At 52.4% G+C, this 12569-nt stretch carries 15 protein-coding genes and 1 pseudogene; 11 read left to right on the plus strand and 5 right to left on the minus strand.

Translation table 11 applies throughout. The annotated features are described in order from the left end of the window. The first annotated feature begins 171 nt into the window (after window positions 1-171). From imm40 to PSES9_RS0107760, 3 genes are all read left to right on the plus strand, one after another. Window positions 172-501, plus strand: coding sequence for an Imm40 family immunity protein (gene imm40, locus PSES9_RS23135; protein ID WP_010485691.1), 330 nt, complete (start codon window positions 172-174; stop codon window positions 499-501). A 202-nt stretch (window positions 502-703) separates the two neighbouring features. Further along, entirely contained in the window at window positions 704-928 is a 225-nt protein-coding gene (locus PSES9_RS0107755) for a hypothetical protein (RefSeq protein ID WP_029529433.1), read from the plus strand. Beyond that, a complete protein-coding gene (locus tag PSES9_RS0107760) occupies window positions 928-1398 on the plus strand; it encodes a hypothetical protein (RefSeq protein WP_010485693.1) in 471 nt (156 codons plus the stop codon). Before PSES9_RS0107755 ends, PSES9_RS0107760 begins: the two co-directional genes overlap by 1 nt. Window positions 1399-1651: 253 nt before the next feature. Here PSES9_RS0107760 and PSES9_RS23140 read toward each other — a convergent pair. Beyond that, window positions 1652-2155 (minus strand): annotated as a pseudogene (locus PSES9_RS23140) (IS5 family transposase); the annotation flags it as partial. Between the two features lie 143 nt (window positions 2156-2298). On the opposite strand from PSES9_RS23140, the gene PSES9_RS0107770 reads away from it, so the two are divergent. The 6 genes from PSES9_RS0107770 to PSES9_RS0107790 all read left to right on the plus strand — a co-directional run bounded on the left by PSES9_RS0107770 (window position 2299) and on the right by PSES9_RS0107790 (window position 6169). Continuing rightward, window positions 2299-2997 (plus strand): transposase, encoded by a 699-nt coding sequence (locus PSES9_RS0107770; RefSeq protein ID WP_010485698.1) that lies wholly within the window; start codon window positions 2299-2301, stop codon window positions 2995-2997. A 49-nt stretch (window positions 2998-3046) separates the two neighbouring features. Further along, window positions 3047-3163: a hypothetical protein gene (locus tag PSES9_RS25680; RefSeq protein WP_443216052.1), complete on the plus strand. Its 117-nt coding sequence runs from the start codon at window positions 3047-3049 to the stop codon at window positions 3161-3163. Between the two features lie 2 nt (window positions 3164-3165). Beyond that, complete coding sequence (locus PSES9_RS0107775) at window positions 3166-3573, plus strand: Imm63 family immunity protein (protein WP_029529434.1); 408 nt, start codon at window positions 3166-3168, stop codon at window positions 3571-3573. Between the two features lie 1073 nt (window positions 3574-4646). After that, a complete protein-coding gene (locus tag PSES9_RS0107780; RefSeq protein WP_010485702.1) occupies window positions 4647-4919 on the plus strand; it encodes a hypothetical protein in 273 nt (90 codons plus the stop codon). Then, window positions 4909-5295, plus strand: coding sequence for a DUF6960 family protein (locus tag PSES9_RS0107785; protein ID WP_010485703.1), 387 nt, complete (start codon window positions 4909-4911; stop codon window positions 5293-5295). Before PSES9_RS0107780 ends, PSES9_RS0107785 begins: the two co-directional genes overlap by 11 nt. 481 nt (window positions 5296-5776) lie before the next feature. Continuing rightward, the gene (locus PSES9_RS0107790) at window positions 5777-6169 is read left to right on the plus strand and encodes a DUF2846 domain-containing protein (protein ID WP_010485705.1); all 393 of its coding nucleotides are present in this window, start codon (window positions 5777-5779) and stop codon (window positions 6167-6169) included. A 75-nt stretch (window positions 6170-6244) separates the two neighbouring features. Here PSES9_RS0107790 and PSES9_RS0107795 read toward each other — a convergent pair whose 3' ends face one another. The 3 genes from PSES9_RS0107795 to PSES9_RS0107805 all read right to left on the minus strand — a co-directional run bounded on the left by PSES9_RS0107795 (window position 6245) and on the right by PSES9_RS0107805 (window position 8988). Beyond that, complete coding sequence (locus PSES9_RS0107795) at window positions 6245-6547, minus strand: hypothetical protein (protein WP_010485710.1); 303 nt, start codon at window positions 6545-6547, stop codon at window positions 6245-6247. 289 nt (window positions 6548-6836) lie between these two features. Next, window positions 6837-7523: a CatB-related O-acetyltransferase gene (locus tag PSES9_RS0107800; RefSeq protein WP_010485711.1), complete on the minus strand. Its 687-nt coding sequence runs from the start codon at window positions 7521-7523 to the stop codon at window positions 6837-6839. Window positions 7524-7581: 58 nt separating this feature from the next. Then, window positions 7582-8988, minus strand: coding sequence for an adenosylmethionine--8-amino-7-oxononanoate transaminase (locus PSES9_RS0107805; RefSeq protein ID WP_010485721.1), 1407 nt, complete (start codon window positions 8986-8988; stop codon window positions 7582-7584). A gap of 319 nt (window positions 8989-9307) precedes the next feature. Between PSES9_RS0107805 and PSES9_RS0107810 the strand changes: the two genes are divergently transcribed. After that, window positions 9308-9856: a cytochrome b gene (locus PSES9_RS0107810; RefSeq protein WP_010485723.1), complete on the plus strand. Its 549-nt coding sequence runs from the start codon at window positions 9308-9310 to the stop codon at window positions 9854-9856. A gap of 100 nt (window positions 9857-9956) precedes the next feature. Further along, window positions 9957-10535 (plus strand): YceI family protein, encoded by a 579-nt coding sequence (locus PSES9_RS0107815; protein WP_029529436.1) that lies wholly within the window; start codon window positions 9957-9959, stop codon window positions 10533-10535. Window positions 10536-10664: 129 nt separating this feature from the next. On the opposite strand, the gene PSES9_RS0107820 is transcribed toward PSES9_RS0107815, so the two are convergent. Further along, window positions 10665-12533: a DEAD/DEAH box helicase gene (locus PSES9_RS0107820; protein ID WP_010485728.1), complete on the minus strand. Its 1869-nt coding sequence runs from the start codon at window positions 12531-12533 to the stop codon at window positions 10665-10667. Between the last annotated feature and the right edge of the window lie 36 nt (window positions 12534-12569).

Below are 12569 nucleotides of genomic sequence, written 5' to 3' on the forward strand. Positions count from 1 at the left end.
AGAAGTGGCGAATGCTTTGGGGAGGAGGGTGGTTGCCGGAAAGCCTGGTAGGCCGAGACGCACTCAGGGTTTAGATTAAAACGTGGTCTGTCCCCTATTGTTGAGTTCATAAAGGAGCCGGATGGAACAATTAATCATCGTCTGTTTAAGCCGAATCCGGGGCAGTGAGCTATGAGTGTTATATGGTCAGAGCAGATTGACTCCATCCTAAACTGTGGGGTTTCTCTGAGTTGTGTGGGAGTAAAGAACTGGGCCTTGGAGCGTGATGAAGCCGTACGTGCCATTAACGAGCTTGAAGCTTTAGGATTCCCAGTGCTCGGAGGGGATGTATATCAACTGGTTGACGAGTATCCCGAACAGACCTATGACAATTGGTATTGCGATCAAGAGCCTGGAGAGTTGGACTCTGCCTTCTTGAAAAGAAGTTCAGAGAAGGCAAGGAGCTATATAGGCAGTTACTCAATGAGTGGAGCCTTGTTTTCAATAGTGCCGAAGGTTTGATGGTGCAAAAGCAGCAGTAAGTGCTCCAAATCTTACTGAGCGTAAATAGGGGACAGACCACGTTTTTCTAGCTGGGATTTTGAATTAAACGTGGTCTGTCCCCTATTATTCATTTAAGGTTGACTCGAAGCAGTTAGGTAAGAAGCTTGGTAAGCACGTTGAGGATTTTGGGGGCAATGCAGGCAGCCCTACAGACCGTAAAATGGTGCTCGATAAAATTCATGATGTTGGTAATAGCCCTGAAAAGGTCATTCCTGGAACTTTTGCAGGGCAAGGAGCAAATGGCGCACGGGGTGATGTGTTCTTCAGGATTAAGGGTAATGATGTAGTTGTTACTAAACCTGATGGGACGTTCGTTACGATCCTGAAGGATGGAGTGACTCAGAATACATCTGTGCAGAACGCACTGAAGGGAGGCGGCAGATAATGAGGCTTCCTGAGCTGATGATTTCCTGGTTGCTGACAGTGCTGGGGACGAAACTGCTTTCAGTAAATGCTCTATTCCATATCTTTGCTTCAGAGAGGGATTCTTCTCCTCAAGAGGTTGGCCTTCAATTTAATGTTGCGGAGCTTGGGAAGCTCTATTGTGGGAGCGATGGAGCTTCGCTATGTTTTTCTTTGGATCCTATTGTTGGTTGCGACTTAGGTGAATACGGTAGGCAAGATGTTTTTCGTATCTCTGATGAGCCTTGTTTTTCCAATATTGTGGGAAGGAGATTGGTTTCAGCTTCGCTTGTACAGTCCTCGGCGGAGGATGCAGTGATAGGCATTGCGCTCTCATTTGATAACGGCGCGCGCCTATCCATTTTAAATTTAGGGGATGAGCTTTTTGTCTATGGCGAGATCCCAGAAGAAATAATGATTAGTGAGGGTTTGGGCTTTATTTCTGTGAGTTAATGGTCCAAAAGCTAATGGCGGAGCGGTAAAGCTAAGCTTTGATAAAACTACTCGTAGTTGGACTACTCTGTAGTGGTCAACTAATTCCGGACACGACGTTAAGTTTCTGCTCGGCCTGAGCGGGCGCTAGGGATGCTCCGATCAACTTGCCGCACGGCGGCGGCAAGTCGAAATTTCCTCGGGACGCACCGCTATTTGCCAAAAAACGACCGATGCTTCGTGTATTGAGGGCTATTTCGTCTGGTCTTCCGTGTTAAGCACGCAACTCGTCCATACCCATCAGCTGTTTTCGAGCCATCCACAGGTTTGACAGGGCGAACAGCGTGGTCAACTGAGCTGTGTTTTTCATCAATCCACGAAAGCGCACTTTAACGTAACCAAACTGCCGCTTGATCACCCGAAACGGATGTTCAACCTTGGCCCGTGTCTGAGCTTTGCAGTACTCGATCTTGCGCTTGGCTTTGTACAGCAGGCTGCGTTTATTCAACTTGGAATAGGTGCTGCGGCGCGCTGCGATTTGCCAGATCACTTCACGATTTTCATGCTCTTCACGCTTCTCGACACCGGTGTATCCAGCGTCCGCATAAACCGCGTTTTCTTCGCCATGCAGTAACTCGGCGACCTGTGTGACATCGGCCACATTGGCGGCGGTACCATGGACGTGATGAACCAATCCCGACTCTGCATCGGCGCCAATATGGGCCTTCATCCCGAAGAAATACTGATTACCTTTCTTGGTCTGATGCATCTCAGGATCGTAAATAGGGGACGACTAAATAGGGGACAGACCACGTTTTTAAGTCGGAACGGCAATAGATCCGTCTCTAGTTTACCTTCGACCTGACTATTGATTTACTCTACCCTAGTCTCAGACTGTTGCGAATGGAAAAGGAGTTTCCAATGCCACGTCGAGCAAGACTACTGTTGCCTGGGATGTCTCTGCATCTGATTCAGAGGGGAAACAACCGCTCGGTTTGTTTCTATAGGGATGAAGACTATCAATTCTATTTAGAGCACTTAGCAGATCAGGCGCAAAAGCATGGCTGCGCAGTCCATGCTTGGTGCCTGATGACCAATCACGTTCACTTGCTCATAACCCCAAGCACAGTCGAAAGCGTTGGGCGGCTGATGAAGGGGCTTGGTCAGCGTTATGTGCAGTACATCAATCGAACATATCGTCGTAGTGGCACACTCTGGGAAGGCCGTTATCGCTCCTGTTTACTGAACGAGGAAAGCTATGTGCTTGCCTGCTATCGGTATATTGAGATGAATCCGGTTCGAGCGGGCATGGTTGATCATCCTGCCGAGTATCGATGGTCGAGTTATCGAGTGAACGCCCAAGGCGAGTCTTCGTCTTTGATCAAGCCGCATTTGTTGTTCAGTAGGCTGGGTGAGGACTGTGAGCAGAGGGCTAGTGCCTACCGTGAGCTTTTTCGCTATGAGTTGGATCCGGGTTTGGTCGATCAAATCCGCTCAGCTACTAATAGTAATTATGCGCTAGGCAGTCCAAAATTTGCGGTAGAAGTGGCGAATGCTTTGGGGAGGACGGTGGTTGCCGGGACGCCTGGTAGGCCGAGACGCACTCAGGGTTTAGATTAAAACGTGGTCTGTCCCCTATTGTTCGCCCTATTGTTTCCTGATTCAAGGGATAGTTGCCCCCGCATTCAATGAGCCAGGTGGTGGAGTGCAGATTCTGCCAGACCTTTCTGAGAGAGTTAACGTGCAATGGCTTATTGATAATCACTTTATAAAAGAGGTTAGGTAAAAGTGGTCACTTCTATTCGTGAATTACAATCTATGGTAGCCGAGCTTGGAGCAAAAATTGATGCGCCAAAACCGTTATTGATCGTCCTGACTACCCCCGCAGATGATGGAGCACCTTACGTCGAGATTCACGAAAATAGCTTTAGCTATGTGTCTTCTGAGCGAGGATATGAAATATATCGTAAGTCGACCAGTTCCTTGGATGAGTTACTTTATTGGATTTTGGCCAGAGCCGTGCGGCAGATGGCGGTTAAGTATGAGCTTGAAAATAGAGCGGGCAATTGCGATACAAGAAGGCTTTATTTTTTTAAATTTATACAACTGCTCGGTCAGATAAGGCATGAGTGGGCGGAGCTAGCAAAGCTGGATATTGATGAAATACTAAAGTCATCTCCATACATAGATAGTTAAATGGCGGGAGTAAATAGGGGGCAGACCACGTTTTCTGGCTGAGATTTTGAATTAAACGTGGTCTGTCCCCCATTGTTTCTGTCAAATAGAGGTGAAAAATGCTTTGTCCAAGATGTGAGCAGGGTGATGTTTGCAAGGCTCAGATTAAGTCTAATGGGGAATTGGTGTATGTTTGCCAAGAGTGTGAGGCTACATGGTTTTCGGCTGAGGCTGTGGGAGTCGAGTCTTTCGTAGACTTTGGTACTTGCATGGAGGAGCTTGGCCTCCCCCCATTGTGGAGTTCTTTGGTCGTGTTGCCTGATTAGTTGGCGTAAATAGGGGACTGTAAATAGGGGGCAGACCCTGAGGAATCCCCACAAAATTCCCTTTTGCATCAGCTGGATAGCTTGAAAGCGCCTGCATGATTCGGGCAGTTTGGTAGTCGCCAAACAAACAAACTTCCGAGACTCATGCAGGTCGTAAATAGGGGACAGACCACGTTTTTCTAGCTGAGATTTTGAATTATACGTGGTCTGTCCCCTATTATTCTGGACGTGATTGCCCCCGATGGCCGTGGGCTTCGCTACGATTCAAATGGAAAATTTATTGGTTTATTGGAGCCGCCGAAGCCATGAATATTTTATCTACTGTGATAACAAGCCCCCCAGATCGAGAGAATTGTGTATTCGAGATTTGGGCGGGGGCGAATCAGTTGGCTGAGGTATCACATGAGCCAGGAAGACCAATTGAGATAGAAATTTATCCCCCTATTGAGGGAGGTAGATGGAACTTCAAACTTGAGGACTTTATGACGGCTTTGCATCAGGCGACTAAGACTTTAGCTTCTCACGAATAAGTTGGTCCAAAAGGACTACTTACACCCAAAGACTTTCCTGAGGTCTCAACAAAAATAAGCCAGAAGCAGAATCGTCATACTGCAGGGACGCAGCAGCTTGAGGAGCGGTAAATAGGGGACAGACCACGTTTTCTGGCTGAGATTTGAATTAAACGTGGTCTGTCTCCTATTGTTATGCCCCTTATTGTTACTGACTGACTCAGGGCGGGTGGGAAGTAAAACTACAAATGGTCAATTCATGTATGTAGTCGACCAGAAAGGTAATCTGATATTGGGTACGCGCTCTGGTCAGAAAACGCCTCATCCAACACTTATCAGAGGTGAGAATCCTCAGGTTCTGGGAGCTGGCATTGTTGAGATAAGGGCCGGCAAGATCTACTCGGTGGATAACGCATCAGGCCACTTTAAGCCAGGCACCGGGTCGCTGGAGGCTGCAAAGAACACCTTTGGCAATATCCCGGAAAAGTACTTCAGTAAAGACTTTCAGGGGTACAAACCCTATGCGGACTGACTTGGCTGGTTCTTGGGGGGTTTATCCGTGGTTTCCCGAGCTGGGCGATGATTTGGTCGCCCCCGGCTCTCTGGGTGTGGCCAAGTCCATTAGGATGTATGGAAAGCTATTTAATTGCTCAGGTTTTTCTAATGGATATTTAATTTTGAGGTATAGGGATCAGGAGATTTTTGTAAGGCCTGATCTCTATGTTGCCGTGCAATGCCCCAGCTTTGGATTTTTAGATGAGGCGAAGGTCGTTCGGACTGGAAAGGTCGGTTTGATTATTGATATTGAGTGGCACCACAAAAGGGCAGAGCCAATTTTTTATCTGGAGTTTAGTGGTAAGAGATCATCTAAACAGTATTCCCCGTCCGAGCTTGTACCGGCTCAATAAAGCTCGGAGTGAATCGCCCCGGATTTTCTAGACACTCTCCAAGCTCGCTGCGTAACGCTTTTCAAACTCTACCGGTGACAGCTGATTGTTGAAACTGTGGCCTGACTTTTTGATGGCTCTCGTGCAGTAGGGCAAAACCTCTGTCACATATCCATCAATTCGCCTGTAGCAAAGCTTCCGCATCGTGCTAGTGTCGCGCGCACAATCTGAATGATGGCTTTTTGCCTTTATTTGGCTTGTGCATTGTGTTGTCCGCTAGTGTTCGGCGCACCATGCCCACCCTCCAAGAGTTCTCACGCCGCACACCGACAAGGCGGGTCATCGGTTTTGCTGAGAGGCTGAGGTGATAGCAACTCTTAACATAACGATAATGGCGCACGTAGCCAGGGAGCTAAAAATGACTGCGAAAATAATTAAAATACTTTCACTTGTGTGCATGAGCCTTCTTTATGGATGTGCCTCGACGCCTTCACCAGACAAGATGCAAGCAGAGCTGGCTGGGTACACATTGCCGAAAGAGGCGGTTGCCGATAAAGGGCTGCTTTATATTGTCCGCCCTAGCTTGGCTGGCGGGCTGGTACGTTTTAACGTGTTTCTTGATGATCAGGAGTCAGACTCCGAAATGGGATATACACGTGCCAATGAGTATATCTATTTCTATGTTGAGCCTGGTCAGCACACACTAAGCTCGAAGGCTGAAAACTGGGCCGAGTTGGTCGTGAATGTCAAAGCAGGTGAAATCCAGTATGTTAAACAAAATGTCGAAGTAGGCTTTTTAATGGCACGAAACAGCTTGGTTTCTCTCAGTGAGTTAGAGGGCCGCTATTTGGTAAAAGATGCCTCTTTGGGAACCGTGATTAAAGAAGCCAAGTAACGCAGTGTCGGGCTGTTCCTGTTTATCCATCCGGTAGAAAGAGACAGCCCTTGATCTCATTTGATCACTTCAGCGTCAGACTTCAATCGACTCGAAACCGCGTGGAAGTCGATCATTAGGTCGAAGGTCATGGCACATGACCGCCCATTCGTATTTCCAGTCGAATGTTGAACTCGGTACAGTTTTTTTCTTGGGTTGTTTCTTTGCCGGCTTCTTGGCTTTTTTCTTGGGTTTCGCGGCTCCAGCAATGTCCTGCATTACATGCGAGCCAAGGCAGGTTTTACAGGTCACTTTGTTTGCTTTGCTGGTGGAATCCAAATTGTCGTTGTCTCGACCGCATGCAACTTGACCATCGGTTGTTTCGTAGTGCATTACCATAGCGAGAACCTCTAGATTCAGCATTGTTCTTATTAGGACTTGGGGTCAGAGGTAAAATTCAGAAAATTGCATCTCAATTGTGGGCTCAGGCAGTATAGCTCGGTGTCGAACTCCTGATTAAAAGGCACCGACGCCGGTGATACCGGCTCTTTCGGGAGCTGGAAATAAACGCCTTCGGGCCATCAGCGCTCGCGAGTACCGGCCAGAAAGACCAAGGCCTCACGCGGTTGATGCAAGCGGCTGCCTCAGGGGTTTGGGTTTGCAAAAGGGTCGAGTATTAAACAAAAACTCAAGGTGCTGGTTTGCGGCTGGGGGGGTACTCAAGGCAATCTGCCGTATCTTCAGAGCACAGGCGCTCGACAACGCTGGCGACTTCTTCTTGTGGCCAGTTCCACCACTCGCTGGCTAACAGTGCTTCACGGGTTTGCTCATCAAAACGCCAGCCAATTACTCGAGCGGGATTGCCCGCGACAATCGAAAAGGGTGCGACATCCTTGCAAACCAGCGCCCCGGCCGCCACCACAGCTCCATGGCCGATGGTGACGCCGGATAAAATCGTGCTGTTGGCGCACAACCAGACATCGCTGCCGATAAGCACATCGCCTCGTGATTCTTCGTAATCCTTGATATGGCGGGCTTGTTTCAACATGGCTGGGAAAGGGTAGGTGCTCACCCAGTCGGTGCGGTGGTTGCCCCCAAGCAGGATCAAGACGCCCTTGGCAATTGAGCAGTAGGCGCCAATTTTCAGGGTCGTGCCTTCGTGTATGAACTTCACGTCAGGCACGCCATAGCTGCCGGTGCCATATTCAAAGTGCGGGTAACGGCGCTTGAACAGGTATTGGCCTCGATCAAACTCAGGCACAGCCTTGAGTGCCCGCTTGAGCCGTTTTCTCTTTGCCCCAGGGCTGGCAACACCGACATACAGCACCACAATTATCAGCGCGCTGGCCGATAGGGCTAATGACACCCACTCCATCTTTCGTTCTCCATTCCCATATTTGGCATTAGCAGCCTGAAATTCACACCTGAATCGCTTAGCCCGGATCACGAAAGCCGGGATAGTTGCTATTGCCCTGGGCCACGCTGACCGAGGTGCGGGTGGCAATATCAATCCCTTCGCTCGCCACTTCTGCGAGAAAGTCGATCTGCTCCGGGGTGATTACATACGGCGGCAGGAAGTACACAACGCTGCCCAGTGGACGCAGCAATGCGCCGCGTTCCAGGGCGTGCTGGTAGACTTTCAGGCCGCGCCGTTCCTGCCAGGGGTACGGGGTCTTGCTGCCTTTGTCAGCGACCATTTCGATTGCCAGGGCCATGCCGGTCTGACGGACTTCGGCAACGTTTGGGTGGTCTGCCAGATGAGCAGTCGCATCGCCCATGCGTTGGCTCAGTGCACGGTTGGCTTCGATGACATTGTCCTGCTCGAAGATATCCAGTGTCGCCAACGCCGCAGCGCACGCCAGCGGGTTGCCTGTGTAGCTATGGGAGTGCAGAAACGCGCGCAAGGTGGAGTAGTCGTCGTAGAAGGCTTGATAAATGGTGTCGGTGGTCAGGCAGGCGGCCAGCGGTAGATAGCCGCCTGTCAGTGCTTTGGACAGGCATAGAAAATCCGGGCGAATCCCAGCCTGCTCGCAGGCAAACATGGTGCCGGTGCGACCAAAGCCAACGGCTATCTCATCCAGGATCAGGTGCACGCCATAACGGTCACAGGCCTCTCGCAGCAGCGTCAGGTAGACCGGGTGATACATGCGCATACCGCCCGCGCCCTGGATCAGCGGCTCGACGATGACGGCTGAAACCTCGTGATGATGCTCGGCGAGGGCTTGCTCCATATGGGTGAACATTAGGCGCGAATGTTCTTCCCAACTGACGCCTTCCGGACGGTTGTAGCAGTCCGGGCTGGGGACTTTGATCGTGTCGAGCAGCAGGGCTTTATAGGTGTCGGTGAACAGGGCGACATCCCCGACCGACATGGTTGCGACGGTTCCGCCGTGGTAGCTGTTGCTCAGGGTGATGAAGCGCTTCTTCGCAGGTTGGCCGATATTGAGCCAGTAATGAAAGCTCATCTTCAGGGCGATTTCGATGCACGACGAGCCGTTGTCGGCATAAAACACCCGGTCGAGCCCGTCCGGGGTCAGCTTGACCAGGCGCTCGGATAATTCAATGACGGGTTGGTGGCTGCACCCGGCGAGGATCACATGTTCAAGTTGGTCGACCTGATCCTTGATGCGTTGATTGATTCGCGGGTTGCAGTGGCCAAAGACATTGACCCACCAGGAGCTGACCGCATCAAGGTAGCGCTTGCCATCGAAGTCTTCGAGCCATACGCCTTCGCCGCGCTTGATCGGTACAAGGGGCAGTTGCTCGTGGTCTTTCATCTGCGTGCAAGGATGCCAAACTACGGCGAGGTCGCGTTGCATCCATTGATCGTTCAGGCTCATTGGGTTCTCCAAATCTTTAGGCACAGCCTACCAGATGGCAATGCCGGGCTTGGGCTCAATTGATGATTGGGTTTCAAGCCGCCAGGCTTGGCGAGCCGATGAGACGGACGCCCCTGATGCCCTGGTCACTGCGCAGCCTTGTTGTAACGCAGGCCGGTCATTAGGCTCTAGATTCACAGAGGTTCAGTGTGAAAACAGCGGGGCATGATTAGCTATCGTATTTCCCGATATTTCAAAGCGAAAATTTACGCTTTATATCGATAGTTTTGTTGCTAATCTTGGCCCAACTTAAATAGTCATGGTTTTGTGGAACATATTGATGCAGTGGCGCAACTCTTCATCACGTTATGGCGTGATCAGTATTTTGATGCATTGGCTGGTGGCAGTGACGGTATTTGGTTTGTTCGGCCTCGGCTTCTGGATGGTCGACCTTGATTACTACAGCAGCGTTTACACCGTTGCTCCGATGGTCCACAAAAGTATCGGTATTTTGCTGTTTGTCGCCATGCTTCTGCGGCTGACCTGGCGCTGGATCAGCCCGCCACCGGGGCATTTGCAAAGCCATGGCCGCATGACGCAGTTGGCCACCACATGGGGCCACGCGTTTTTGTATATCGGCTTGTTTTTGTTGATGATCGCCGGCTACCTGATTTCAACCGCGGATGGCCGTGGTATCAGCGTTTTTGGTTGGTTCGAAGTGCCGGCGACCTTGACCAGCATTCCTGATCAAGAGGATTGGGCCGGGTTGGTCCACGAATATCTGGCCTGGGCCATCGTCATATTTGCCGGTCTGCACGGCTTGGCGGCGCTCAAGCACCACTTTATTGACCGTGACAGCACGCTGAAACGCATGCTCGGTCGCGAATAAATTCAGAGGTTCCTTAGTTGTTGAATCGCGCGGCCTGCTCCGCGCATCCCTGAAACCTTGCACCATGATTTTTGCAAGATCACTTTGAAAGGACGATTCCATGTTGAAAAAAACGCTTGCTGCACTTGCACTAGGTACTGCTTTGATCGGCGCGGGTCAGGCTTCTGCTGCCGATTACGTGATCGACACCAAAGGCCAGCACGCCTTTGTTAACTTCAAGATCAACCACTTGGGCTACAGCTGGCTGTACGGCACCTTTAAAGAGTTCGATGGCAGCTTCAGCTACGACGCCAAAGCGCCAGAAGCCAGCAAAGTTAAAGTAACCCTCAAGACCGAAAGCGTTGATACCAACCACGCCGAGCGCGATAAGCACATCCGCAGCGGCGATTTCCTCAACGTCAGCAAAAACCCGACTGCCACCTTCGAGTCGACCTCGGTTAAATCGACTGGCGATGGCACTGCCGACGTGACCGGCAACCTGACCCTCAATGGCGTGACCAAGCCTGTTGTCGTCAAGGCCAAGTTCGTGGGTGAAGGTGATGATCCATGGGGCGGCTACCGCGCGGGTTTTGAAGGCACCACCACGATCAAGATGAAAGACTTCAACATCGAAAAAGACCTGGGCCCTGCTTCGCAAGAAGTTGAGCTGATCATTTCGTTCGAAGGTGTTCGTCAGTAATTGCTGGCTGCCCATAAAAACGCCGGCCTAGTGCCGGCGTTTTTATGGGCGACGCATCTGCAGTTCGTGACCTGCAGATACAACAACGCCAGCACTCGGCTGGCGTTGTTGGGTGCAGCCAATGCCAGGTTACTCGTCGCGGTTACGCGTTAGCAGGGCTGGCTTTTCGCCGCGTGGGCGGCTGCTTGGTAGCTGATCGAGTTGTTCCGGGGTCGGGAACCGATCAAGGCGCGAGCTTTTATGCATGATGACAGGTTGTTTCTCTGTCGCCTTGCTTGCACTTCTCTCGCTACGTGGCAGTTCGTCACGATTGAGTGAGGTGCTGCGTTCACGGTCGCGTGGCGGACGCGAACGATTGGCGCCGGAGCCATTGCGTCCCTGGCCTGCCTGGCGCTTGCCTTGGCCGCTACCGCGTGGCTTTTTAGCGCCCTCAGCGCTGCCATTGTTGCGTGGGCCGCGGCCCTGGCTGCGTGGTTGACCTGCTGGCTGTGCTGCGGCGGCTGCGGGGCGACGGCCACGGTTCTGTGGCTTGCTCTGGTTCGGGCTGACGTAGTCTACACGGTTACCAAAGTTATCAATTTCGTCGTCGCGGAACTCGTCAGGAGCCCGGTCGGGAGGCAATACAGGAATGGCCGCTACTTCCGGGCGATTGCTGCGTTCACCTTGCGGTCTAGGCTTGCGCCCACGGCCATCACGGCTGCCAGCAGGCTTGGTTGCACGACCGGTGTCCTTGCCCTTGTCTTTGCGTCCGCCACCATGGCGCTCGCCATCCGGTGTAGCCGGGCGCGGGGCACGCTGTTGGCGCGGTTGACGTGGTTCACGGACTTCCGGGCGCTCAGCTTCAACAGTGCTGGGGTCGAAGCCCATCATGTCGCCATCGGCAATCTTCTGCTTGGTCATGCGTTCGATGCCGCGCAGCAGCTTTTCTTCGTCTGGCGCTACCAGCGAGATCGCTTCACCGCTGCGACCCGCACGGCCTGTACGGCCAATGCGATGCACGTAATCTTCTTCAACGTTAGGCAGTTCGAAGTTGACCACGTGCGGCAGTTGGTCGATATCCAGGCCGCGAGCGGCGATATCCGTGGCAACCAGAATGCGGACCTTGTTGGCCTTGAAGTCAGCCAAAGCCTTGGTGCGAGCGTTCTGGCTCTTGTTGCCGTGAATCGCAACTGCGGGCAGGCCGCGCTGGTCGAGGTATTCGGCCAGGCGGTTGGCGCCATGTTTGGTGCGGGTAAAGACCAGCACTTGTTCCCAGGCACCGGCGGTTACCAGATGAGCCAGCAGTGCGCGTTTGTGGCTGGCCTGCAGGCGGAATACGCGCTGCTCGATACGCTCTACCGTGGTGTTCGGCGGCGTGACCTCAATGCGCTCGGGGTTGTGCAGCAACTTGCCTGCAAGGTCGGTAATGTCCTTGGAGAATGTTGCCGAGAACAACAGATTCTGGCGCTTGGCCGGAAGGCGGGCCAGGACCTTTTTGACGTCATGGATAAAGCCCATGTCGAGCATGCGGTCGGCTTCGTCGAGCACCAGGATCTCGACGTGCGACAGGTCGATGCTGCCTTGGCCGGCAAGGTCGAGCAGGCGGCCGGGGCAGGCGACGAGAACGTCAACGCCCTTGGCCAGTGCCTGGACCTGTGGGTTCATGCCAACGCCGCCAAAGATGCAGGCGCTGACGAATTTCAAATCGCGGGCATACAGCTTGAAGCTGTCATGCACCTGGGCGGCCAGTTCACGGGTTGGTGTCAGCACCAGTACGCGTGGTTGTTTCGGGCCGTGACGTTGTTCGCGGTCCGGGTGACCGTTGGGGAACAAGCGCTCAAGGATTGGTAGGGCGAAACCGCCTGTTTTACCCGTGCCAGTCTGTGCCGCTACCATCAGGTCGCGACCTTGCAACGCGGCGGGAATAGCCCGCTGTTGCACCGGAGTTGGCTGGGTGTAGCCGGCGGACTCGACCGCACGAACCAAAGCCTCGGAGAGACCGAGGGAAGCAAAGGACATGTGAAATCCTGTCTAGTGAGGGCGTAGCCCTATGGT

Origin of the sequence: Pseudomonas sp. S9 (assembly GCF_000222125.1) — a bacterium.
GTDB classification, from domain to species: Bacteria; Pseudomonadota; Gammaproteobacteria; order Pseudomonadales; family Pseudomonadaceae; genus Aquipseudomonas; species Aquipseudomonas segetis.